The sequence below is a fragment of the Pseudooceanicola aquaeponti genome (assembly GCF_050897975.1).
In the GTDB taxonomy this organism is placed as follows: Bacteria; Pseudomonadota; Alphaproteobacteria; order Rhodobacterales; family Rhodobacteraceae; genus Pseudooceanicola.
The window spans coordinates 138,476-162,402 of record NZ_JBPAXY010000007.1 but is presented as its reverse complement, the minus strand read 5'-3'; the positions used below and the strand labels follow the sequence as shown (position 1 = coordinate 162,402).

Here is a 23,927-nt window from a genome sequence, read left to right as displayed (position 1 = left end):
CCCCTCAGCCCGCAGGCGCCGCGTCCCGCGCGGCTTTCCAGCTGCGATAGGCCTCGCGCGCGGGCGCGGGCAGGTTCTGCGGATCATAGCCCAGCCCGGCGGCCATCCGTTCGAAGACCGACGGGTGGATCACCGCATCCTCGGGAATCTCGCGCCGGGCGCCGCCGGGCAGGGGCAGGCCCAGCAGTTTGCGCCCCGGGGCACCGCCGCCGATGCCCTTGCCGGTGCGCAGGAAGGGCACCCATTCCATCCATTCCAGCCCGCCCAGCTTGCTCAGGTCCAGGCGCCGGGTGGCATCGGGGGCATAATAGATCCGCTCGCCGTCACGTACCGCACCCGGCCCCTCGCCCTGCACCAGCAGTTGCACCAGGGCGTCGTCGAAGATCAGATCCTCGTGGCGCAGCTCGTCGATCATCCAGGCCAGGGGCACCTTGCCCAGCTGGCTGTCCTCTTCGCTGTCGCGCCCGCCGCCCACGTCGCGATGCACGCCCGCGAACCATTCCTCTTTCACGTCGCGCCAGGTGCGCGCCGACAGCTCCAGGTCGCGCATCCCTTGGCTGCCCCACAGGCGCGGGCGGAACATCACCCGGCGTTCGTCAATGGCCATGGCGTGGCGCAGCTTGCGCACCCCGGGGTTCTCATGGGTGAAGGCGTGCAGCCGCACCCCGTAGCGCACCCAGCCCTTGCGTTCGATCATCGAGGCGACGGTGTCGAACAGGCCCATGCTGGCCACCTCGACCTCGCGCGGGCGCAGGGCACGGCGATGCAGGTTGATCGCCGCCAGCGGCCCCTCGCGGTCGCGATGCTCGCGCGCGTCGCGCAGGTCGGGGCTTTCGTCGACCGAGCGGTAGGCGCGATAGACATAGTCCAGCAGGTTGAGGTTGCGCGGCTCCATCAGGCCGAAGGCATAGAGGAACCCCGCCAGCACCCGCGCCGAATAGGCGCCCCGGCTGAAGCCCTGAAGATGGATGCGGTCGCCCGGCTGGTAGGTCTCGACCAGAAAGCGGTAGGCCTCGCGGACGTTCTGGTGCATCCCGGCGCCGGTGCCCTGCTGCACCGTCTCGCGCCAGTTGGGCGGCACCAGGCGCAACGGGTCGTCGCCGCCGAAACTGCCGACGCCCGGGTCGTACCAGACCAGCTGGTCCTCGGATTTCACCAGCGTCCCGTAGAGGCGCAGGATATTGGTGCGCCGTTCGGTGATGCCGTTGCCGGTCCCGTCCAGCAGCAGGACGATGTTCTTTCCCATGATGCCCCCCCTGGCCGCGCGAATGCCCCCGGGCAAGCGGCCTGACTGATACGCCCCGCTGCCCAAGGGCCGACCGGGCTGAAATGCACGTACTGAAATCGCGCCCGACTGACGCCGGACCGCATCAGCATAGCCCCTCGCCCCGGCGCGGGGAATACGGGAACACCCCCCTTTACTCAGCCCGCCCTTTCTGGCACGGCCCTGCCCATCAGCGAGGAGCGCGCGATGAGCCAGGACAGCAAGCCCGCCAAGGAGAAGAAGGCGCCGAAACGGCAGCAGGTCTATACCCTGCTGGTCGAGGTCGGCCGGCACGAGGGCGACGGCCTGCCCGAGGGCAGCACCGGCGCCGCGCTGATGTGCTATGCCTCGGGCGTGGACGAGGCCGAGGCGGTGCGCGAGACCGTGGCGATCCTGAAACAGGCCGATCTGGCGCCGCTGGATGTGACCGGCTACGGCACCCTGGAAGACCGGATCGACATGGGCCACGAGGTGGACCAGGACGAGCGCGACCTGATGGCCCGCGCGGCGGAAGAGAACTCGGTCATCGTGGCCCAGATGACGCCCTTCTTCGGCGAGGAACAGGGCAGCGCCGCGCGCCCCAACTAGGCCAGGACGCCCCGTAGGGCGGAGGCCACTCCGCCATACCTGTGCCATTCCCGATGTTCCGAAAGGCGCCCCGCGCCCGGCCTCAGGCGGCGCGATGGCTGGCCAGCATCTGCGCCTCGTAGTCGCGCAGCACCGGCCGGGCGTGGCCCGCGTGATGCGGCAGGCGCGAGCGTTGATAGCCCGCCAGCAGGCTGGCCTCGACCAGCGCGGCCGAGCGGCGCAACCGGCCCACGTGCAGGCTTTCCATCCGCGCGCCGCAGACCCCCAGCACCTGCTGATCGGGCAGAAGCAGCTGATGCAGGGTGACCAGCGGCCCGGTCTCGGCCCAGGCGCCGGTCTTTTCCGTCACCAGATGCTGGGCGGCGACCAGCACGCTTTCGCTCTGGAACAGGTATTCGACCTCGGCGCCCTCGGTGACCAGGCGCTGGCCCGCGGCCACCACCACGTCACGGGTCAGGCCGAAATAGGGGGCGAACAGCTGCACCGGGCGGAACAGGCCGCGCGCGGGCAGGGTGCGGCGCAGGGCGGCCAGCACCGGCACGGCGCCCTCGCCCTCGATCCGCACCAGGTCGCCGCGCCGCAGCTCGCGCAGGGCGCGCCGCCCGTCGGGCGTGTCGATCGCCGTCTCGCCGGTCAGCCCCGGCATCGGCCCGATCGGTTCGATCCCGTCCGACACGGCCAGGAAATCGACCCCCTCGCCCAGCATCTCCAGCTCGGGGTACAGCGCCGCCTCGGTCAGCGCCTGGAAGGGCAGCGCCAGCGGATCGGCAAAGCCCGTGGCCAGCGGCGCCACGTCCCGTTCGGGCCGTTCCACCACCAGCCGCGCCACGCCCGAGCGACTTTCCCAGGACAGCATGACGCGGATCCGTTCGGGCCGTTCGCCGCTTTCCAGGTTCAGGCTGCAATGGCGGACCTTGCGGCCCCGCTCCAGCACCAGGGTCAGGGCCCCGCCCGGCACCTGGCTGAGCGTCAGGCGCCCGGCGACGGGATGGCGGAAGGGGATGTCCAGCAGCGGGGTCAGCACCCGGGTGGCGGTGATCTGCGCCTCGATCAGGATCGAGCCCTGGCCCATCAGCTCGGCCGGTCCCGCGCTGCGCAAAAGCGTCCCGGTGCCGCGCCCGATGGCCGGCTCGCGCGCCGCATCGGGCCCATGGGCGGCAATGGCCCCTGCACCGGGGCAAGAGATGGCGACCCAGCCCATGGCCTAGCCCCGCCCCCGGGCGCACGTCAGGGCAGCCCGCGCGACACCTGCCACGACGCAAGGCGCGGCGGCCCGCGCGGCTTTGCAAAGATGGATCGTCTGCCCTGTCATGGCGCCTCGCCCTGGCGCGTCTTGTGGCGCGCTCTTGCAGGCAGAATCGCATTCCTTTGGCCTCAGGTAAAGATCATATGGTGTCAAAGCGGGGTGAGGCGGGCAGATCTGCCCCCGCGCGCCCCCTCTTTAGGGCCCCCGCCCCGGCCCCTGGCGGCGCCTCCTCGCTGCCCGGACCTTTGCAAGGGGCGCGAAACCCGCTAGCCATTCGGCCAGAAAAGGAGACCTCTCATGTCCGCCGACACGACCGCGCCCACCGATGCCGTCGCCCTGACCGCCGATCTGATCCGCTGCCCCTCTGTCACCCCGGAGGAGGGCGGCGCGCTGGTGCTGTTGCAGGACCGGCTGGAGGCGGCGGGCTTTACCTGTGTCCGCGCCGACCGGAACGGCATCGCCAACCTCTTTGCCCGCTGGGGCGAGAAGGGGGCGGCGCGCACCTTCGGCTTCAACGGTCATACCGACGTGGTGCCCGTGGGCGATGCCGCCGCCTGGACCGCCGATCCCTTCGGCGCCGAGATCCGCGACGGGCGCATGTACGGGCGCGGCGCCACCGACATGAAATCGGGCGTCGCCTGTTTCGTGGCCGCCGCCATCGACTTTGTCACCCAGACCCCGCCTGCGGAAGGCGCCGTGGTGCTGGCGATCACCGGGGACGAAGAGGGCGACTCGACCGATGGCACCATCGCCCTGCTGGACTGGATGGCTGCCAATGGCGAGACCATGACCCATTGCCTGGTCGGCGAGCCGACCTGCCCCACCACCATGGGCGAGATGATCAAGATCGGCCGTCGCGGCTCGATGACCGCTTGGTTCACGGCGACCGGCAAACAGGGCCATTCCGCTTATCCGCACCGTGCCAAGAACCCCCTGCCCGCCATGGCGCGGCTGATCGACCGGCTGGCCAGCGCCGAGCTGGACCAGGGGACCGACCATTTCGACCCCTCGACCCTGGCGGTGGTGCAGTTCGACACCGGCAACGAGGCCACCAACGTGATACCCGCGCAATGCCGCGCCGCCGTCAACATCCGCTTCAACGACATCCACACGGGCGAAAGCCTGAGCCAGTGGCTGCGCCGCGAAGCGCAGGACGTGTCGCGCCAGTTCGACATCCTGATCGAACCGCGCCTGAAGATCTCGGGCGAGGCCTTTCTGACGCCCCCGGGCGAGCTGTCGGCGCTGGTGGCCCGCGCCGTCGAGGCCGAGACCGGCGTGACGCCGGAGCTGTCGACCACCGGCGGCACCTCGGACGCGCGTTTCGTCAAGGATCTGTGCCCGGTGGTCGAGTTCGGCCTGGTGGGCGAGACCATGCACCAGGTGGACGAGAACGTGCCGGTCGATCAGATCCCGCAGCTGAAGGCGATCTATGCGCGCATCCTGAAGGACTATTTCGCGTGAGCCTGACCATCGCCCCGGTTGCCGATCCCGCCCCCTGTTTCGCCCTGCGCGAAGAGGTCTTCATGGCCGAACAGGGGTTCACCGCCGAGGAGGAATGGGACGACCTGGATGCGGGCGCCGAACATCTGCTGGCGCGCCTGGACGGGGTGCCCGTCGGCACCGCGCGGCTGCTGGAAGAGCCCGGCGCCGGGCGCATCGGGCGGATCTGCGTGGTGAAATCGGCGCGCGGCACCGGCCTTGGCGCGGCCCTGGTGCGGGCGGGGATCGAGCGGCTGGCGGCGCGGGGACACGCCCGCATCGTGCTGGGCGCCCAGGTGCGGGCCATGGGCTTCTACGAGGGGCTGGGGTTCCGGGCCATTGGGCCGGAATACGACGATGGCGGCGTGCCGCATCGCGAGATGGAATTGCGGCTGGAGGCGTGAGGGGAAGGGGGCGCTGCCCCCGTCGCCCGGGGGGCGACTCCCCCGGAGTATTTTCAGCCATCGAATGGGAAGAAGGGCCGCGCCAGGCGGCAAGCGCAGGGAGAGAGAGCATGAAGGTTGCGGTGATCGGATGCGGGGCCATCGGCGGCTGGCTGACGGCGGGTCTGGTGCGCGGCGGCGCCCGGGCGGTGGTGCTGGCGCGGGGGGCGACCCTGGCGGCGTTGCGGGCCGAGGGGCTGATGCTGGACGAGGGCGCGGGGCCGGAGCGGGTGGCGGTGACCGCCACTGAGGATCCGGCGGATCTGGCCGGGGCCGATCTGCTGGTGCTGGGGGTGAAGGCCCATGCCCTGCCGGGCCTGCTGCCCGCCATCGAGACGGCCATGGGCCCCGAGACCCTGGTGATGCCCGCCGTGAACGGCCTGCCCTTCTGGTTCTTGCAGGATTTCGGCGGCCCCGCCGAGGGGCTGGTGCTGGATGCGGTCGATCCGGGCGGCGCCCTGGCCCGGGCCATTCCGGCCGAGCAGATCATCGGCAATGTGGTTCATGCCGCCTCGCGCACCCCTGCGCCCGGCCATGTGGAGCTGGTGAAGGCCAACACGCTGTTGCTGGGACAGATCACCCCGGGCGGGCCCGCCGCGCGGATCGCCGCGCTGGCCGAGGTCTTCCGCAAGGGGGGCATCCCGGCGCAAGAGACCGGCGAGATCCGGCGCGAGGTCTGGGCCAAGCTCTGGGGCAATTCCAACATGAATCCCCTGTCGGCCCTGTCGCGCGCCGATACCGCCGCCATGCTGGCCGACGCAGGCGTCCGCGCCCTGACCCTGGAAATGATGCGCGAGATGGCCGATCTGGGCGCCCGTATCGGCCTGCCGGGCTTTGACGACATGGAAGAGCGCATCGCCACGACGCGCAAGCTGGGCCCGATCCGCACCTCGATGCTGCAGGATGTCGAGGCCGGGCGGCGGCTGGAGATCGACCCGATCCTGGGCGCGCTGGTGGAACTGGCCGCCAAGCTGGAGATGGCCGTCCCCGCCATGGCAGGGGTCTACGGCCTGACCCGGCTGCTGGATGAAAGCCTGGCCTAGGAGAGGCCCGCGATCCCGTCCCACAGGAGTTTCACCGCCGCCAGGGCCACCAGGCCATAGCAGATGGCGTAAAGGCGGCGGGCGTCCATCCGCCCGTGCAGCCGGTGGCCCGCCCAAAGCGCCAGGGGGATCACCGGCAGGGCGGCGGCCATCAGCAGCAGCTCGGAGGCGCCGGGCGGCACCACCAGCATCCAGGGCACCAGCTTGGCCAGGTTGCCCGCCGTGAAGACGATCGAGGTCGTGCCCGCGTAGAGCCGGGGCGGCAGGTCGCGCGGCAGCAGGTACATGGCCAGGGGCGCGCCCCCCGCATGGGCCACCATCGAGGTGGTGCCGCAGCCCAGCCCCGACAGCAGCGCCCCCGGCGCGCTGAAGGCCCGGTGCCCGGCCTTGCGCCCGCCGTGCAGCCAGAGCGCGGTAAAGACCAGGGCGATGCCCCCCACCAGGATGGCCACCGCCGGTTCCGGCAGCACCCCCAGCAGAAGCGTGCCCAGGGCCGTGCCCGCCAGCACCCCCGGCACGATCCAGCTGACGTCCCGGCGGCTCCAGGTCGAGGGGGACCAGTAGCGCAGCCCGAACAGATCCATCGCCAGGAAGAGCGGCGCCAGCACCATTCCGGCCGTCAGCGGGTCCATGGCCAGCGACATCAGCGGGATGCCGATCAGGGCGAAACCGCCGCCGAAGGCGCCCTTGACGAAGGCGATCATCCCCGCCGCCGCCAGGGTGACGAGGACGGCGGCAAGATCCGGCAGGACGGCAAGGTCGGGCAGCATGGACGGGGCCTTCCGGGCAGGGGAAACGGCAGCAGAAGAGGGCGGCGGCGGGAAAAGGTCAAGCCTTCTGCCCTGCCCCCTTTTCCCGATGACCCGCCCGCGCGCCCGTGCTAGGGCTGGCCCATGTCCCAGCTTCCGACAAAGCAACAGATCCTCGACTGGATCTCTGCCAACCCCACCCTTACGGCCAAACGCGACATCGCCAAGGCCTTCGGCATCAAGGGCGCCGCCCGGATCGACCTCAAGCGCATCCTGAAGGAGCTTGAGGACGAAGGCGTGCTGGCCAAGCGCCACAAGACCTATCGCGACCCGGACCGGCTGCCGCCGGTCTCGGTGCTGATGGTCAATGCCCCCGATGCCGACGGCGACCTGACGGCGCGGCCGCTGGAATGGCATGGCGAGGGGGTGGAGCCGGTGGTGCACCTGATCCTGCGCGCCTCGGACCCGGCCCTGGGCGCGGGCGACCGGATCCTGGGCAAGCTGTCGATGATCGACGGCGAAAACGCCTATGAGGCGCGGCTGATCCGCAAGATCGGCAGCAATCCGACCCGCATCCTGGGCGTCTTCCGCGCAGGCTCCGAAGGCGGGCGGATCGTGCCCATCGACAAGGGCAACGACAAGGAATGGATGGTGCCCGCGGGCGCCACCCATGGTGCCAAGGACGGCGAGCTGGTCGAGGGCGAACAGGCCGGGCCGCGCGCCCGGATGGGCCTGCCCAAGGCGCGGATCGTCGCCCGCCTGGGCGATCCGACCGAACCGCGCGCCGTCTCGCTGATCGCCATCCACCAGCATGGCATCCCCGATGCCTTCCCCGACGAGGTGATCGCCGAGGCCGACGCCCGCAAACCCGCGGGCCTGTCGGGCCGCGAAGACCTGCGCGACATGCCGCTGGTCACCATCGACCCCTCTGACGCCCGCGACCACGACGACGCCTGCTATGCCGAAGCCGACGACGACCCGAAAAACCCCGGCGGCCATATCCTGTGGGTCGCCATTGCCGATGTGGCCCATTACGTCACCTCCGGCTCGGCCCTGGACCGCGAGGCGAAGAAGCGCGGCAACTCCAGCTATTTCCCCGACCGGGTGGTGCCGATGCTGCCCGACCGGCTGTCGGGTGACCTGTGTTCGCTGCACGAGGGCGTGCCGCGCGCCTCGATCGCCGTGCGCATGGTGCTGGACCGCCATGGCAAGAAGCTGCGCCATAGCTTCCACCGCGTCCTGATGCGCTCTGCCGCCTCGCTGGCCTATGAAGAGGTGCAGGCGGCCATCGACGGCAATCCCAACGACAAGACCGCGCCGCTGCTGGAGCCGGTGATCAAGCCGCTGTACGAGGCCTATGCCGCGCTGAAGGCCGCCCGCGAGGCGCGCCAGCCGCTGAACCTGGATCTGCCGGAGCGCAAGATCGTGCTGTCGGACGAGGGCGAGGTGCTGTCGGTCAACTTCCGCGAGCGGCTGGATGCGCACAAGCTGATCGAGGAATTCATGGTGCTGGCCAATGTGGCCGCCGCCGAGACCCTGATCGCTAAGAACTCGCCGCTGCTCTTCCGGGTGCACGAGGAACCCAGCCCCGAAAAGCTGAACGCCCTGCGCGAGACGGCGGATGCCGCCGGTTTCGGCCTGGCCAAGGGGCAGGTGCTGAAGACCGCCCATATCAACCGGCTGCTGGATCAGGCGGCGGGCACCGATCAGGCGGAACTGATCAACATGGCCACCCTGCGGTCGATGATGCAGGCCTACTACGCGCCGGTGAACTTTGGCCACTTCGGCCTGGCCTTGCAGAACTACGCCCATTTCACCTCGCCCATCCGGCGCTATTCCGACTTGATCGTGCACCGCGCGCTGATCAACGCCCACCACTGGGGCAAGGACGGGCTGACCGCCCAGGACATCGAGAACCTGGAACAGACCGCCAGCCATATCTCGGAAACCGAGCGCCGCTCGATGATGGCCGAACGCGACACCACCGACCGCTACCTGGCCGCCTATCTGTCGGAACGCATCGGGCAGGAATTCACCGGGCGCATCTCGGGCGTGGCGCGCTTCGGCGCCTTCGTGCGGCTGGATGAAACCGGCGCCGACGGGCTGATCCCGATCCGCTCGCTCGGGCAGGAGTTCTTCCACTTCGACCGCGAGGCGATGACCCTGATGGGCTCGCAGACGGGGATGCTGATCGAACCGGGTATGCGCGTCACCGTGCGCCTGGCCGAGGCCGCGCCGGTCACCGGCGGGCTGGAGCTGGAGCTGATCGAGCTGGACGGCGACGCCGTCACCCCCGGCCCCCGTGGCGGGCGCCCCGGGCGCGGCGGGCCCCGCAAGAGCTTTGGCAAGGGCAAGCCCAAGTCGAAGGGCAGCCCGAAACGCAAGCTGATCCGCGCCAAGGCCAAGACCGACAAGACCAAGCGCAAGCTGACCCGCAAGCGCAACGGCTAAGGCGGCCCCCTGCCGGCCTGACACAATCGCGCCCGCCCCGGCTTTCGGGACGGGCCGTTTCAGGCTACACTCGGGGCAACAATAAAGTCAGAGCAGTCGGATTTTCAGCCATGCGCGTTCCCGCCAAGGCCCTTGCCCTTGCCGCAATCGCGGCCACCCTTGCCCCGCCCATGAGCGGCGCTGCGGTGGCCGAGGCCCCCCAGACCTCGCTGCGCCCCCAGGCGCGGCCGGTGGTCATCGCCGGATCGGTCACCGCCGCCTCGCTGGCGCAGACCATCGCCCAGGCGACCCCCACCCCTGCCGCCGCCCCGGCGCGCGCCAGCGGCCCCGCCGCGCCCCGCGCCGATGTGGTGCTGGCCTCGGCCACCTCGCTGCGCCCGCGCCTGCGGCCCCAGGCCCTGAGCAGCCCGCGCCCCGCTGCCACGCCCCAGGCCACGCCCGCCGCCGCCGACCCGGGCTTTACCGCCTGGCTGCGCGGCTTCCGGGGCCGCGCCATGGCCCAGGGCATCACCGGTGCCACCTTCGACCGGGCCTTCCGCAACGCACAGTTCATGCCCGACGTGATCGCCAAGGACCGCAACCAGTCCGAGTTCACCAAGTCGATCCGCGACTACATGGACGGCGCCGTTTCCGACAGCCGGGTGCGCAACGGCCGACGCGAGTTCTCGCGCCAGTCGCGGCTCTTTTCCGGCATCGAAAGCGCCTATGGCGTACCGGGCCAGTACATCGCCGCCATCTGGGGGCTGGAAACGGCCTATGGCTCTTACCGGGGCAAGACGCCGCTGATCTCCTCGATGGCCACGCTGGCCTATGACGGGCGCCGCGGGTCCTTCTACGAGGCGCAGCTGATCGCCTTGCTGAAGGTCGTGCAGCATGGCGACAGCCAGCCCGAGAACATGCTGGGCTCCTGGGCGGGCGCCTCGGGCCATACGCAGTTCATGCCGACCTCCTACCTCAGCTATGCGGTGGACTATACCGGCGACGGGCGGCGCGACATCTGGGCCGAGGATCCGTCGGATTCCCTGGCCTCCTCGGCCAACTACCTGGCGAAACACGGCTGGCGGCGCGGCCAGCCCTGGGGGGTCGAGGTGACCCTGCCCGCCAATTTCAACTACGCGCAGGCCAACGGCCCGGAACGGCTGCCCTCGGCCTGGGCCCGACTTGGCGTGCAACCCGCCCGCGGCCAGCTGCGCGACTACGGCAATGCCCGGCTGCTGCTGCTGGCCGGCGCGCGCGGGCCCGCCTTCCTGGTCTTCCACAACTTCGACGTGATCAAACGCTACAACAACGCCGACACCTACGCCCTGGCGGTCGGCATCCTGGGCGACCGCATCGCGGGCGCGGGCGACATCACCCGCCCCTGGCCCCAGGGCGAACGGCTGCTGAAACGCGCCGAACGGACCGAGCTGCAACGGCTGCTCACCCGGCGCGGCTATGACACCGGCGGTGTGGACGGCATCCTGGGCTCGCGCTCGATCGCCGCGATCCGCGCCTATCAGCGCTCGATCGGCGCCACGCCCGACGGCCACCCCTCGGTCGCCCTACTGACCCGCCTGCGCGGCTGACATCAACGAGGCGCACCCACACCCCGGCGCGCCCCACTTTCCCCAAGGGGCCCCTGCCCGCCCGGATCCCGGCGCCAGGGCAGCCTACCCCAGGCACCCCGCCCCCTCTTCTCATTGCCAAAAATATCCCGGGGGCTGAGCGGCGTCTCAGAAATCGTCCGGGGGACGATTTCAGCCGCGAAGGAGCCCGCGAGGGCTCAAGGGGGGCAGAGCCCCCACCCTCTCTCCGTCTCGCGAAACCGCCCTAGCGCAGCCCCTCGCGGGCGATCTGTCCGGCCAGTTCGGCCACCGCCTGGGCCCGGGCCGCCGCAATCTGCGACGGGCCGGGGCCCGCCACCGGCACGGTGATGTCGAAAAGGCCCGAGCGCCCGCGCCCGCCCAGATCGGGGGCGACGAAATACTGCCCCGACAGGCGGAAACTGCCGTCGGCCTCGGCCAGCATCTGTTCCACCCGAACCTCCAGCCGCGCCTGGGCGCGGTCGTTGAAGGGCCAGGGCTCCGAGGCCACCTGGGCGCCGCTGATCCGCCCCAGATGGCGGGCCAGCTCCAGGCTCATCCCGCGGGCGGGCAGATCGGCCCAAAGGACATCCTTCGCCGCCGCCACCGCGCCGTCGCCCTCGCGGCGGGCGATCTGCTGGCGTTCGGCGTAGTCGGGCAGCGACACCTCGACCACCTCGACCGAACCATAGCGGATCGAGGCCGGCGCCAGCGCCTCGGCAGAGACATCGGGCACCGTGTAGAACCGCTCGTTGGCGGAACAGCCCGCCAGGGTCAGGGCGGCGGCAGAGGCAAGAAACAGATGGCGCATGATCATCTCCCGAAGAGGATGGAATTGGGGTTGCGTTCCAGTTCGCGGGCCAGGGCGCTGATCGCCTGGGCGGCGCGGTCCAGCTCGCGCAGGGTGCCGCGCAGGTCGCGGCCCACACCGGCCTCGGCGTCATAGCCCGACAGCACGGTGGCGGCGCGCGACAGAACCCCGCGCGCCTGCTCGATCAACTGCGGCAGCCCGTCGGCGGCCACCTCGATAGAGCCCGCCGCATCGCTGGCCGAGGAGAGGGTGGCGTTCAGATTGTCCACCACGCCGCCTTCGCGCAGCTCGGCCAGGGTGGCGCGCAACTCGTCCAGGGCCTCGTTCAGATGCGCGGGCAGGGCCTGGGCACCTTCGGTCGACAGCACCGCATCGGCGCTGGTCATCAGCCGGTCCAGCGTCGCGGCCAGCTGATCCAGCGGCACCTCTTCGGCACTGGCGGCGATGGCGTCGATCCGGGCCACCACGTCGGGCACCCCGGCCACCGCGCCGCTGACGCTGTCGGCAGCCGCCGACACGCCCTCCAGCGCCGCGGCCAGTTTCTCGGCCGCCGCCTGGGCGTTCAGCGCCGCCACCAGTTCCTCGACCTGGTCGGCGATGCCGCCGATCTGCTCGGGCAGGGCCTGCACCGCGTCCGACCCCACCAGGCTGCGGGCATCGCCCAGCAGGTCGCGCACATCGCCCGGCACGGCGTTCAGCTCCTCGTTGCCCGCCAGGGTGCCGATATTGTCCAGGGTGTGAATGGCGCTGTCGATCAGCTCTTCGATCTTCAGGTTGTTGATCCGCTCCATCACCCCTTCGGCAGTGGCAGAGACATCGGAAATCGCGCCCTCGGTGGTGGGGAAGGTGATGGTGCCGTCCTCAGCCACCAAGACCTCGGCCGGGGCGGCGCCCTCGATCTCGGCCAGTTCCACCTTCAGCCCGCCGGTCAGCACCGAGGCCGTGGCCAGGCGCGCCCGCAGCCCATCCTCGCGCACCCGGTCCTGGAAGAATTGCAGCGGCTCGATCGCCACGCCCGCGGCCTCCAGCCCCAGACGCTGCGGGCGGATCTGAAGCGTCACCGCCAGCCGCACCCGGTTGTCGCCAAAGCGTTCAGGGTCGACGATACCGCTGACCGCGTCCACCCGGCCGATGCGCAGCCCGCCATAGGTCACCGGCGCGTCCACCGACAGCCCGGCCACGTTCTCATCGAAGATCGCGTTGAAGGTCATCGGCGCCCCGTCGCGTTCGCCAAAGGCGCTGGCCCTGGCCGCGCCCTCGTTGGGATAGACGGTAAAGACCGTGCCCGCCGTCACCGTCTCGCCGCCCGAGACCACGGTGTTGAAGGTCACGCCCCCCGCCAGCAGCGAGGCCACCGAGGAGAAATCAAGGCTGGCCCCGTTCGGCCCCAGCGAGAAGTTGAATCCCGAGATGTCCCAGAACCGGGTGGCAGAGCTGATCAGCCGGTTATGGGGGGCAAAGATGATCGCGTCGGCCTCGACGGTGGATCCGTCCTCGCTGACCTCGGCCTGGCCCAGGTGGCCCACCTCGATGCCGCGAAACTCGATCGGGACATCGCTGGTCAGCCCGCCGTCATTGGCCGCGCGCAGCCGGATCCGCAGGCCCTCGCGCCCCTCGCGGTTCAGCGGCGCCCGGTCCAGCCCCTCGAACCGCTCCTGGCCGCCCTCGGGGTCGCTGTCCCAGAGCCCCTCGATATAGACGCCCGACAGCACGGTGCCGAGGCCGGTCACGCCGCGCGCGGTGACCTGGGGCCGGACGATCCAGAACTCCGCCTCGGCATCGACATAGTCGGCCACGTCCTTGTCCAGCCGGATGAAGACCTGCACCTGGCTCAGCCCGGCGTTGAAGCCCACCTTCTCGACCACCCCCACGGCCACGTCGCGATAGCGCAGCTCGGTCTCGCCCGCGGCCACGCCCTCGGCATTGCCGAAGCTGACCTCGATCAGCGGGCCGCGTTCGGCATAGCTTTGCCAGGCGACGCCCAGGGCGATGACCAGCGCCAGCACCGGCAGCAGCCAGATCACCGACAGCCGCTGGATCAGCGACCGGCGGGTCGAGGTGATGTGAACGTCGGGGGTCTCGCTCATCCGGCGGGCTCCTTCATGGGGTCTTGCGGCGGGGCGGGGGCGGCGGGCGCCGGGCCCTCCGCCTCGGCGTCCCAGATCAGGCGGCTGTCAAAGGCCATGGCCGAGAACATGGTGAAGATCACCGACAGCGCAAAGTACAGGCTGGCCTGGCCGGGGCGGATCGCCACCACAGAGCCCAGTTGCACCAGCGAACTGAGGATGGCGACGACGAAGACGTCGATCATCGACCAGCGGCCGATATATTCCACGATCTCGTGCAGGTGCTGGCGCCGTCCGGCGGACATGCGGCTGCCGTGGCGCACCCCCAGGGCCAGGGCCGCGATGACCGAGAACTTGGCCACCGGAATGGCCACCGAGGCAGCCAGGATCACCAGGGCGATCCCCCAGCTGCCATGGCGCCCCAGTTCCAGCGCGCCGCCGATGATCGTATTGTCCTGGCGGCTGACCAGGGTGCGGGTGATCAGCATCGGGTCCAGATTGGCCGGGATGTAGCAGATCAGCCCCAGAACCCACCACGCCCAGACATGTTGCAGACCGCGCGGGTTGCGCCCCTGAAGGTGATGCCCGCAGCGCCCGCAGGTCTCTGTGCCCTGGGGCCAGACCCGGTTGCAGCGGGTGCAGGCCACCAGGCCCATGTCGCGCGCCGATCTCATGCGCGGGCCTCGTCAGGGCGGGCGGCGGCGCGGGCCGCGCGGCGCTCCTTGCGGCCGGGGTGGACCAGGCTGCGGTCCAGGCTGCGCCAGACCGACTGGCGGCAGGTCAGCCCGTCCTGCACCGGCACCAGGATCACCAGGAAGGCGAAGATCCAGAAGGCCGGGCCGAATTCCACCCGGGCCAGGTCACTGACCTTGATCAGCGCCACGGCACAGCCGATGGCAAAGACCTCGGCCATGGACCAGGGGCGCAGCGCCTCGGACAGGCGGAAGGCGCCGATGGCGCCGGGCCAGGGGGCGCGGTCGCGCACCAGCGGCCACAGCACATAGATCGACAGCAGCGCCCGCAGGGCAGGGATGAAGACGATCAGCGCCGCCAGCAGCAGTGACAGCAGGGTGAACAGAGGCGACGAGGAAAAGGCCAGCGCCGCATCGAGGATCGACGAGGCATGGGCCAGCCCGGCGCGGCTGATGCGCAGGAAGGGCAGAGAGGTCGCGGTCAGCGCCAGGATCAGCACCGAGACCGCCACCGCGATGATCTGCTTGCCCGCGCTTTTGCGCGGCGCGATCAGCACATGGTCGCAGCGCCCGCAGACCGCCCGCTGCCCCGGCTGCGGTTCGACCACGCGCTGCACCGCGTCGCATCGCGGGCAGGCGATGAGATCGGCAAGCGGGTCAACAGCAGGATCGGCATGGGCCATGGTGGCGCGCCCCGGGGCGAAAAAGTCAGCTTTCAGCTAGCCTCACCATGGCTGATGTCAAATGGCAAGGCACGCGTCCCGACAGGCCCGCGCGCCCTGCCGCAGGGTCAAAGGGCGCCGTCAAGGGCGGGCAGCAGCCGGGCGATGATGCCCTTCAGCTTGGCCGCGCCAATGGGGGCGCTGTTCTTGGTGTGCTCGTGGCTGATGTTTTCGTCCGACAGGCCCGCGGCCATGTTGGTGATCACCGAGACGGCGGCGCAGCGCAGACCTAGGAAGCGGCCCAGGATGATCTCGGGCACGGTGGACATGCCGACGGTATCGGCGCCCAGCAGTTTCAGCATCCGGATCTCGGCCGGGGTCTCGAAGCTGGGGCCCGAGTACCAGGAATAGACGCCGGACTTGATGGCGATGCCCTCGGCCCCGGCGGCCTTTTCGATGGCGGCGCGGATGGCCGGGTCATAGGCGTCGGTCATGTTGACGAAACGCGCGTCGGTGGGCTCGCCGATCAGCGGGTTCAGGCCGGAATAGTTGATGTGATCGGCGATGATCATCAGATCGCCCGGCGGGATGTCGCCGCGGAAGCTGCCGCAGGCATTGGTCACCAGAAGTGCCTTGGCGCCCAGGGCCGCCATCACCTCCAGCGGCAGGCGCATGGCGTCCGAGCGGCCGTTTTCGTAGTAATGCTCGCGCCCGCTCATCACCGCGACGCGCATCCCGTGCAGGGTGCCGATGACCAGTTCGGCGGAATGGCCGGAAACGCCGGAATGGGGAAAGCCGGGCAGCTCGGTATAGGGGATGTGCACGCCCTCGACCTCATCGGCCAGCGGCCCCAGGCCAGAGCCCAGGATCATCGCCATCTCGACCGGGGCGTCGCCCGCCCGGGCACGGATCGTCTCGACAAGCGTCTGGGTGCGGGGGTCTGTCATGGGCTGTCCTCTGGTCTGGGTCGCGGGTCCTTCCCGGGTAGCCGCCCCGCCCGCCCCGGGCAAGCCCTGCCGATGCGCCAGCCGCCCGCCTTTGCGTCACCGCACAGGGGCCGTCCACCATCCTGCCGGAATCGCCTTGCGCCGAGGCACCCAGACGCTAGCGTCGGCACCGACGCAAAGGAGCCCCGCATGACGACCCCCGATTTCGACGAGATCATCGACCGCCGCGGCACCCATTCCGCGAAATGGGACAACATGGAAACCTACTACGGCCTGTCCCCGGACGAGGGCATCCCCATGTGGGTGGCCGACATGGATTTCCGTCCCCCGGCCTGTGTCACCCGGGCCTTGCAGGATTTCATCGACCAGGGCGTTTTCGGCTATTTCGGCGACGACAGCGCCTATAAGGACGCGATCATCTGGTGGATGCAGAACCGCCACGGCTGGCAGGTCGCGCCGGGCGCCATCTTCTCGACCCACGGGCTGGTCAATGGCACGGGGCTGTGTTTGCAGGCCTTCACCCGGCCGGGCGACGGCATCGTCATGTTCACGCCCATCTACCACGCCTTCGCCCGGGTCATCCGCGCGGCGGACCGCAAGGTGGTGGAATGCCCCATGGTGCTGGAAGACGGGCGCTATGCCCTGGATTTCGACGCCTATGACGCGCAGATGACCGGCAATGAGACGATGCTGCTGCTCTGTTCGCCCCACAACCCCGGCGGCCGGGTCTGGACCCAGGCCGAGCTGGAAGGGATGGCGGCCTTTGCCAGGCGGCATGACCTGATCGTGGTCTCGGACGAGATCCACCACGACCTGGTGATGCCCGGGCAAAAGCACATCCCCATGGCCGTGGCCTGCCCCGAGATCGCCGACCGGCTGGTGATGATGACCGCCACCACCAAGACCTTCAACCTGGCGGGCGGCCATGTGGGCAATGTCATCATCCATGACAGCACCCTGCGGCAGCGGTTCGACAAGGTGCTGGGCGCCCTGGGCATCTCGCCCAACTCTTTCGCCCTGCACATGGCCACCGCCGCCTATTCCCCCGAAGGCGCCGCCTGGGTCGATGCCCTGTGTGCCTATCTGGACGGCAACCGCCGGATCTTCGACGCCGGGATCGAGGCGATCCCGGGGCTGAAATCCATGGCGCTGGAAGGCACCTATCTGGCCTGGGTCGATTTCTCGGGCACCGGGATGGAGGCCGCCGAGGTGCAGCGCCGGATCCTGAAAGAGGCGAAGATCGCGGTGAACTACGGCGAAAGCTTCGGCCTGGGCGGCGAAAGCTACCAGCGGTTCAACCTGGCCACGCCGCGCGCGCGGGTGGAAGAGGCGGTGAGCCGGATGCAGAAGGCCTTTGCCGATCTTCAGTAGGTGGTGAGGGGGGCTGCCCCCTCCGTCGCCGGAGGCGACAAATGAAAGGGAGAATGGGGGCTCTGCCCCCCTTGAGCCCATGCGGGCTCAATTCCCCCCGGGATATTTTTGGCAAACGAGAAGAGAGGGGCGGGGCGCCCGGGGGAACCGTCGCGCGCCTGGCCCGGCGGAGGACAACAGATGCAGGCAGGGGTCTATCTGGATCATATCGTGGTGGTGGCGGCGGATCTTTCCGACGGGATCGCCTGGACCGAAGAGAGGCTGGGCGGGACCCTGCCCCAGGCGGGGGGCAAGCATCCCCTGATGGGCACCCATAACCGGGTCATGCGCCTGGGCGCGGCGGCCTTTCTGGAGGTGATCGCCCCCGACCCCGAGGCGGCGGATCCGGGCCGCGCCCGCTGGTTCGATCTGGATCATCCCCCCGCCAGCCCGCGCCTGGGCCACTGGCTGGTGCGGCTGCCCGGCCTGGCGGCGCGGGCCGATCTGCCACGGGTGAACGGCCAGGTGATCGCGCAGCAGCGCGGCGATCTGCGCTGGAAGATCTCGGTGCCCGAGGACGGGCATCGGCCCTTCGATGGGGTCTTCCCCTCTTTCCTGGACTGGGAATGCGACGAGGCGGTCATTCCGCCGCGCGCCATGCCCGGCGGAGATTTCACCCTGACCGCGCTGGAGCTGCACCATCCCCGCGCCGCCCAGGCCGAGGCCCTGCTGGCGCCGATCCTGCGCGACGACCGGGTCCACTGGCAGACGGCGCCCGAGATCGGCCTGTCCGCGCGGCTGCACGGCCCCGGCGGCGAGGTGGTGCTGGGCTGAGGCCCAGACAGCAGAAGGCGCGACCCCCGAGGGGAGGCCGCGCCTGACTGAGGCCCGAGGGAGGCCCGTTTCGAGGTAAGTCCCGGGCGGTCTCGGTCCCAGACCCAGAGGGGCCCGAGGGCCTTAGGCGTCCTGGGCTTCGATCGCGCGATGGTTCACCGTGGTGCCCCGGGCGATCTCGATCCGGCGCGGTTTCAGTGCTTCGGGCACTTCGCGCACCAGCTCGATATGCAGCATCCCGTCGGTATGGGTGGCGCCCGTCACCTGCACATGATCGGCCAGCTGGAAGCGGCGCTCAAACGCGCGGGTGGCGATGCCGCGATGCAGATAGGTGCGCGGCTCGGTCTCTTCGGCCTTGCGGGCCGAGACCACCAGGGCGCGGTCCTTCACCTCGACCGTCAGCTCGTCTTCGGCAAAGCCTGCGACGGCGATCGAGATGCGATAGGCATCGTCGGCGGTTTTCTCAATGTTGTACGGGGGATAGGTGGATTGGGCGCCGTCATTGGTCAGCACGCGATCCATCATGTCGGCCAGCTGGTCGAAACCGACGGTGGCACGGTAGAGCGGCGCAAGATCGAAGTTACGCATGGGGTCATCCTTCTTGAAGCGATAACTATGTCTGGTGGCCTTCCCCAGGGGACAGGCCGGTCTGACGGGACCCGTTTGGCGTCCCGTATCCCTGATCTGGGAAGGCAAAATCGCGTTTTCAAGAGGGGGGTGTCGGGGCGCCGGTCACTCGCCCGGGCGGATGAACTTGGCCCCGATGTCGCTGCGCCCGCCGCCCACGGTGATGCGGTTGGCGCGCGGCGCGGGCGCCAGGCCATAGCCCTGCCCGGCGGCCAGTTCCGCCTTCAGCACCGCCAGCGGCGCGGCAAGTTCGGTGCCCAGGGCCACCGGCCCGCCGTCCACCTCGGCCTTGGCCGAGACCACCGAGACGATGCGCGGCACACCGCTGGCAAAAGAGAAGATCGGCGCGCCGGAGCTGCCGTAATCGACATTGCACGAGGTCACCAGCACACCGCTCTGGCGCGCGATCACGCCGCAGATTTCCTGCAAAGAGGGCGCCTCGGCCCGGTCATGGGCGTAAGAGACGATGCCCACCTTGTCCCCGGCGGCGGGGCGCATGTCGGTCTGGAAGGGGATGACGGTGGTGTTGCGAATGGGCTGATACAGTTCCAGCAGGGCCAGGTCATTGGCCACCCGTTCGGCCGAGACGGCGGCCTCGAAGACATAGTCGGGATGGGTGACGGCGCGGCGCACCTGGCGATAGGCGCTGGCACGGCCATTGCGCATCCCGGCCAGGAACTCGATCTCATCGGGGTCGATGCGGGCACCGCTGCCGCGTTCGTACAGGCAATGCGCCGCTGTCAGCACCAGGTCGGGCGCCACCAGGGCGCCGGTGCAGAACCCCTTGCCGCCGATGTCGAGGCGCCCCACGGCCTCCCAGCCGCGGCCCGCATCGCCGGTGTCCAGCCGTTGCAGCTCCGAATCGGCGGCCTGGGCGGTGGTCAGCAGCAGGAACGGCGCCAGAAGCGCCAGGGCCAAGGGGCGAAACAGGGGGCGGATGGGCATGCGGGGCATCGGATCTCCGGGTCTTTCTGCCGCCATCCTGCGCGCCGCTTCGGGCCAAATTTGGGCGAAGGCGCGGTTTAATCGCGCAGCCCCTCAGTCGCGCAGCAACGGCACCGGCATCGCCCGGGGCTGCGGCAGCGGATCACCCGACAGCGCGGGTGGCATCGGCCCGCCCGTGGCCCAGTCCAGCAGTTCCACCGAATGCACCACCGGCACCCCCGTTCCCGACCCGATCTGCATCATGCAGCCGATGTTGCCTGCGGCGATCACCTGCGGGCTCAGCGCCTCCAGCGTCGCCACCTTGCGCGCCTTCAGCTGCCCCGAGATCTCGGGCTGCATCAGGTTGTAGGTGCCCGCCGAGCCACAGCACAGATGCCCGTCGGCGGGCAGCAGCACCTCGAAGCCTGCGGCCTTCAGCAGCGCCTTGGGCGGGTCGGTCACCTTCTGGCCGTGTTGCAGGGAACAGGCGGCGTGATAGGCGACGCGCATTCCGCGTGCAGGGTGATCGGCGGCGACCTCGGGCAGGTCCAGCTTGGCCAGCAGTTCGGTGATGTCCATAGCCAGGCCCGCGACCTTCGCTGCCGGGCCCGCCAGGTCGTGATCGCGGAACATATGGCCATAGTCCTTGACCGTGGTGCCGCAGCCCGAGGTGTTGATGACGATGCCGTCCAGGCCCGCGCCCTCCATCTCGGCCTCCCAGGCGCGGATATTGGCCGCCGCCGCCGCGTGGCTGTCACCCTCGCGGCCCATGTGATGGGTCAGGGCGCCGCAGCAACCGGCGCCCTTGGCCACCACCACCTCGACCCCCAGACGGCGCAGCAGGCGCAGGGTGGCATCGTTGATGTCGGTATTCAGCGCGCGCTGCGCACAGCCGGTCATCAGCGCCACGCGCATCCGGCGCGGCGCGGCGGGCGCGAAGGTCTGGGGCCGGTCGTTGGGCGAGACGGGGGGCAGGTGGCGCGGTGCCATCTCCAGCATTGCGCGCAACCGGGCATCGGGGATCAGGCGGCGGAAGGGCCGGGCGATCTTGGCCCCCATCATCGCCAGGCGGAAGCGCCCCGGATAGGGCAGGATGCGGGCCAGCAGGGCGCGCAGGGCGCGGTCATGCCAGGGGCGGGTGTAATGCGTCTCGATATAGGCGCGGGCATGGTCCACCAGATGCATGTAATGCACGCCTGAGGGGCAGGTGGTCATGCAGGCCAGGCAGGACAGGCATCGGTCGATATGCTTGACCGTCTTCGCATCCGGCACCCGCTCATTCTCCAGCATGTCCTTGATCAGGTAGATGCGGCCCCGGGGGCTGTCCAGCTCATCGCCCAGCACCTGATAGGTGGGACAGGTGGCGGTGCAGAAGCCGCAATGCACACAGGCGCGCAGGATCTTGTTGGCCGTCGCCGTGCCGGGATCCTGCAATTGCTCGGGGGTGAAATTGGTCTGCATGTCAGGCCCCTTCCATCAGGCCGGGATTAAGAAGGCCCCGGGGGTCGAACTTCGCCCGAAGGCCCGCTTCCAGCCGGGCGACCGGGGCCGGGCGGGGCTGGAACATGGGCACGGTGGCGCGCAGGGCCTCGCCCGCACGGATCAGCGTGGCATGGCCGCCGATGCGGGCGATCTCGCCCCGGATCCGGGCCGCGCCTGCGTCCTCCGCCTCGGGCACCCGCAGCCAGATCAACCCGCCGGACCAGTCCAGCAGCACCTCGTGCTCGACGCCCGCCCCCGCCAGCCGCGCCAGCAGGCCCGGCGCCTCGGTGGGTTTCACCGACAGTTTCCACACCGCGCCCGGCTGGCCCACGAAGGGCGCCACATCGCGCAAGGCGCGCCACAGGGCGGCGCTGTCGTCGCCCTCGACCAGATCCCAGCCGCCGCCCAGGGCCTCGGCCAGGGCCGAGGCGCGATAGGCCACCGATCCCGCCAGCCCCTCAAGGCGCAGCTGCGTCGTGCCGCCAACCCAACCGGCGCCGCTGACGTCATAGGGGGTGCCCATGGCGCGGCACATCTGGGCCACGGCGGCCTCGGCCCCCTGCCCTGATCGGATCAGCGTCGCCTCGGCCTGGGGCCGGGCCAGCACCTTCAGGCTGACCTCGGTCAGCACCCCCAGGGTGCCCCAGCTGCCCGCCATCAGCTTGACCAGATCATAGCCGGTGACGTTCTTCATCACCCGTCCGCCGTTCGACACCACCTCCCCGGCGCCGGTGACAAAGCGTACCCCCAGCAGGTGATCGCGGCAGGCGCCGACCTGCACCCGGCGCGGGCCGGACACATTGGCGGCCACCACGCCGCCGATGGTCGGTTCGCCGCCCGTGCCCAACAACGCACGGTGATCCATCGGCTCGAACGCCAGGCGCTGGCCCTTCTGGGCCAGCAGCGCCTCGACCTCGGCCAGGGGCGTGCCCGCCGCCACCACCAGGGTCAGCGCGCCGGGCTCATAAAGGCGCACCCCCGACAGCCCGCCGGTCTCCAGCGCCTCGCCCGTCAGGGCCACCCCCCGCGTGCCCCCGCCCCGCACCGCCAGCGGCGCGCGCGCGGCCTGCAACAGCTCGGCCAGTTCGGTCTCTGTCCCGGGTCTCATCATCCGAAAGCTCCAAATACTCTGGGGGCCAAATATCCTGGGGGGAGGGGCGCCGTCAGGCGACCCGGGGGGCAACGCCCCCTGCGCGGCGCGGTGCCGAGGCCTCCAGCGGGAACACCTTGGCCGGGTTCAGCAGCCATTGGCCGTCGAAAACATCCTTCACCCGCATCTGCGCCTCCAGATCGGCGGGCCGGTACTGGTGGCCCATCAGGTCGCGCTTCTCGATCCCCACCCCATGTTCGCCGGTCAGACAGCCGCCCACCTCGACGCAAAGCTTCAGGATCTCGGCGCCCAGGGCCTCGCACAACTCCAGCTGCCCCTCCTGGTTGGCGTTGAACAGGATCAGGGGATGCATGTTGCCGTCCCCCGCGTGGAACACATTGGCCACGTCCAGACCGAACTCGCGGCTCAGCTCACCGATGCGGCCCAGCACACGGGGCAGTTCGGTCACCGGAATGGTCCCGTCCAGGCACATGTAATCGTTGATCTGCCCCATGGCGCCGAAGGCCGACTTGCGCCCCAGCCAGATCCGCGCGCTTTCCTCGGCCGAACGGCTTTCGCGCAGCTCGACCGGATCATGGCGGCGGGCGATGGCGGTGATGATCTCCAGCTGTTCGGCGATCTCGCCCTCCGATCCCTCGACCTCGACGATCAGCAGGGCCTCGCAATCGGGATAGCCCGCGCCGGAAAAGGCGTCGGTGGCGCGGATGCAGGGACGATCCATGAACTCGATCGCCACGGGCAGCACGCCCGCCTCGATGATGTCCGACACGCACTGCCCCGCCACCTCCAGGCTGTCGTAACCGATCAGCACGGGCCGCGCGCCCTCGGGCTTGGCGATGATCCGCAGGGTCGCCTCGGTCACCACGCCCAACTGCCCCTCGGAGCCGCAGATGAGGCCCAGAAGATCCAGCCCGGCGGCGTCCAGATGCGCGCCGCCCAGCTCGATCACCTCGCCCTCCATGGTGACCATCGTGACACCCAGCAGGTTGTTGGTGGTCACACCGTATTTCAGGCAATGCGCCCCGCCCGAGTTCATGGCGATGTTCCCGGCAATGGCACAGGCCAGCTGGCTAGAGGGGTCGGGGGCGTAGAAAAACCCGTCGGCCTCGACCGCGCCCGAGACCGACAGGTTGGTGCGCCCAGTCTGCACCCGGATAAAACGGTTGGCATAATCGGTTTCCAGCACCGCGTTCATCCGTGCCACGCCCAGGATCACCGAATCCGCCGTGGGCAGCGACCCGCCCGCCAGCGAGGTGCCCGCACCGCGCGGCACCACCGGCACCTCCATCTCGTGGCAGATCTTCAGCACCGCCGCGACCTCGGCGGTCGAGCTGGGCAGAACGGCACAAAGGGGGGCGCAGCGATAGGCGGTCAGGGCGTCGCATTCATAGGCGCGCGTCTCGGCGGGGTCGTCGATCACCGCCCCCGCAGGCAGCACCTTGCGCAGACGGGCCACCAGCGCGGGCTTTTTCGACAGGACCCTGGCGTCCGGTTCCGGCATCTGCATGGCTCTCCCCCCTCTCAATCGCGGATTGCTGCACCCGGGATAACAGGATTGGTAAGTTTTTTGAACCAATTTTTTCGATAGCCTCACCC

General features: G+C 69.9%; 21 protein-coding genes. 8 read left to right on the top strand and 13 right to left on the bottom strand.

The annotated features are described in order from the left end of the window. Nucleotides 1-4: 4 nt before the first annotated feature. A complete protein-coding gene (locus tag ACRARE_RS17945) occupies nucleotides 5-1,246 on the bottom strand; it encodes a T6SS phospholipase effector Tle1-like catalytic domain-containing protein (protein ID WP_432657840.1) in 1,242 nt (413 codons plus the stop codon). Between the two features lie 225 nt (nucleotides 1,247-1,471). Between ACRARE_RS17945 and ACRARE_RS17940 the strand changes: the two genes are divergently transcribed. After that, entirely contained in the window at nucleotides 1,472-1,852 is a 381-nt protein-coding gene (locus ACRARE_RS17940) for a DUF8846 family protein (protein WP_432657839.1), read from the top strand. Nucleotides 1,853-1,934: 82 nt separating this feature from the next. On the opposite strand, the gene ACRARE_RS17935 is transcribed toward ACRARE_RS17940, so the two are convergent. Beyond that, nucleotides 1,935-3,053: a Hint domain-containing protein gene (locus tag ACRARE_RS17935; protein WP_432657838.1), complete on the bottom strand. Its 1,119-nt coding sequence runs from the start codon at nucleotides 3,051-3,053 to the stop codon at nucleotides 1,935-1,937. A gap of 342 nt (nucleotides 3,054-3,395) precedes the next feature. Here ACRARE_RS17935 and dapE point away from each other — a divergent pair, with 342 nt between their 5' ends. The 3 genes from dapE (at nucleotide 3,396) to ACRARE_RS17920 (ending at nucleotide 6,063) form a co-directional block, all read left to right on the top strand. Then, entirely contained in the window at nucleotides 3,396-4,559 is a 1,164-nt protein-coding gene (gene dapE, locus ACRARE_RS17930; protein ID WP_432657837.1) for a succinyl-diaminopimelate desuccinylase, read from the top strand. Next, a complete protein-coding gene (locus ACRARE_RS17925) occupies nucleotides 4,556-4,981 on the top strand; it encodes a GNAT family N-acetyltransferase (RefSeq protein WP_432657836.1) in 426 nt (141 codons plus the stop codon). The genes dapE and ACRARE_RS17925 overlap by 4 nt, the downstream gene beginning before the upstream one ends. A 110-nt stretch (nucleotides 4,982-5,091) precedes the next feature. Then, nucleotides 5,092-6,063: a ketopantoate reductase family protein gene (locus ACRARE_RS17920; protein ID WP_432657835.1), complete on the top strand. Its 972-nt coding sequence runs from the start codon at nucleotides 5,092-5,094 to the stop codon at nucleotides 6,061-6,063. Here the strand turns inward: ACRARE_RS17920 and ACRARE_RS17915 are convergent. Continuing rightward, on the bottom strand, nucleotides 6,060-6,833 hold the full coding sequence (locus tag ACRARE_RS17915; RefSeq protein WP_432657834.1) for a sulfite exporter TauE/SafE family protein: 774 nt from the start codon (nucleotides 6,831-6,833) through the stop codon (nucleotides 6,060-6,062). The genes ACRARE_RS17920 and ACRARE_RS17915 overlap by 4 nt on opposite strands. Before the next feature lie 123 nt (nucleotides 6,834-6,956). Between ACRARE_RS17915 and rnr the strand changes: the two genes are divergently transcribed. Then, nucleotides 6,957-9,263, top strand: a complete 2,307-nt coding sequence (gene rnr, locus ACRARE_RS17910) for a ribonuclease R (protein WP_432657833.1) — start codon at nucleotides 6,957-6,959, stop codon at nucleotides 9,261-9,263. Nucleotides 9,264-9,373: 110 nt separating this feature from the next. Beyond that, nucleotides 9,374-10,828, top strand: coding sequence for a lytic murein transglycosylase (locus ACRARE_RS17905; protein ID WP_432657832.1), 1,455 nt, complete (start codon nucleotides 9,374-9,376; stop codon nucleotides 10,826-10,828). Between the two features lie 244 nt (nucleotides 10,829-11,072). Here the strand turns inward: ACRARE_RS17905 and ACRARE_RS17900 are convergent, their stop codons facing one another. The 5 genes from ACRARE_RS17900 to ACRARE_RS17880 all read right to left on the bottom strand — a co-directional run bounded on the left by ACRARE_RS17900 (nucleotide 11,073) and on the right by ACRARE_RS17880 (nucleotide 16,003). Further along, a complete protein-coding gene (locus tag ACRARE_RS17900) occupies nucleotides 11,073-11,636 on the bottom strand; it encodes a PqiC family protein (RefSeq protein WP_432657831.1) in 564 nt (187 codons plus the stop codon). 2 nt (nucleotides 11,637-11,638) lie between these two features. Then, entirely contained in the window at nucleotides 11,639-13,723 is a 2,085-nt protein-coding gene (locus ACRARE_RS17895) for an MlaD family protein (RefSeq protein ID WP_432657830.1), read from the bottom strand. After that, on the bottom strand, nucleotides 13,720-14,376 hold the full coding sequence (locus ACRARE_RS17890) for a paraquat-inducible protein A (protein WP_432657829.1): 657 nt from the start codon (nucleotides 14,374-14,376) through the stop codon (nucleotides 13,720-13,722). The genes ACRARE_RS17895 and ACRARE_RS17890 overlap by 4 nt, the downstream gene beginning before the upstream one ends. Then, nucleotides 14,373-15,077, bottom strand: a complete 705-nt coding sequence (locus ACRARE_RS17885; protein WP_432657828.1) for a paraquat-inducible protein A — start codon at nucleotides 15,075-15,077, stop codon at nucleotides 14,373-14,375. The genes ACRARE_RS17890 and ACRARE_RS17885 overlap by 4 nt, the downstream gene beginning before the upstream one ends. Before the next feature lie 107 nt (nucleotides 15,078-15,184). Beyond that, the gene (locus ACRARE_RS17880) at nucleotides 15,185-16,003 is read right to left on the bottom strand and encodes a purine-nucleoside phosphorylase (protein ID WP_432657827.1); all 819 of its coding nucleotides are present in this window, start codon (nucleotides 16,001-16,003) and stop codon (nucleotides 15,185-15,187) included. 189 nt (nucleotides 16,004-16,192) lie between these two features. On the opposite strand from ACRARE_RS17880, the gene ACRARE_RS17875 reads away from it, so the two are divergent. Both ACRARE_RS17875 and ACRARE_RS17870 read left to right on the top strand, forming a co-directional pair. Further along, nucleotides 16,193-17,374: a MalY/PatB family protein gene (locus ACRARE_RS17875; protein WP_432657826.1), complete on the top strand. Its 1,182-nt coding sequence runs from the start codon at nucleotides 16,193-16,195 to the stop codon at nucleotides 17,372-17,374. Nucleotides 17,375-17,554: 180 nt separating this feature from the next. Continuing rightward, nucleotides 17,555-18,187: a VOC family protein gene (locus ACRARE_RS17870; protein WP_432657825.1), complete on the top strand. Its 633-nt coding sequence runs from the start codon at nucleotides 17,555-17,557 to the stop codon at nucleotides 18,185-18,187. A 123-nt stretch (nucleotides 18,188-18,310) separates the two neighbouring features. Here ACRARE_RS17870 and ACRARE_RS17865 read toward each other — a convergent pair whose 3' ends face one another. The 5 genes from ACRARE_RS17865 to ACRARE_RS17845 form a co-directional block, all read right to left on the bottom strand. Continuing rightward, nucleotides 18,311-18,775, bottom strand: coding sequence for an Hsp20 family protein (locus tag ACRARE_RS17865; protein WP_432657824.1), 465 nt, complete (start codon nucleotides 18,773-18,775; stop codon nucleotides 18,311-18,313). A 144-nt stretch (nucleotides 18,776-18,919) separates the two neighbouring features. Further along, nucleotides 18,920-19,759 carry a trypsin-like serine peptidase gene (locus ACRARE_RS17860; RefSeq protein ID WP_432658057.1) on the bottom strand — a complete coding sequence of 280 codons (840 nt, stop codon included), beginning with the start codon at nucleotides 19,757-19,759 and terminating at the stop codon, nucleotides 18,920-18,922. 93 nt (nucleotides 19,760-19,852) lie between these two features. Continuing rightward, the gene (gene glcF / locus ACRARE_RS17855) at nucleotides 19,853-21,199 is read right to left on the bottom strand and encodes a glycolate oxidase subunit GlcF (protein WP_432657823.1); all 1,347 of its coding nucleotides are present in this window, start codon (nucleotides 21,197-21,199) and stop codon (nucleotides 19,853-19,855) included. 1 nt (nucleotide 21,200) lies between these two features. Further along, nucleotides 21,201-22,328, bottom strand: a complete 1,128-nt coding sequence (gene glcE, locus ACRARE_RS17850) for a glycolate oxidase subunit GlcE (protein WP_432657822.1) — start codon at nucleotides 22,326-22,328, stop codon at nucleotides 21,201-21,203. Between the two features lie 55 nt (nucleotides 22,329-22,383). Further along, a complete protein-coding gene (locus ACRARE_RS17845) occupies nucleotides 22,384-23,838 on the bottom strand; it encodes an FAD-linked oxidase C-terminal domain-containing protein (protein ID WP_432657821.1) in 1,455 nt (484 codons plus the stop codon). Nucleotides 23,839-23,927: the final 89 nt, after the last annotated feature.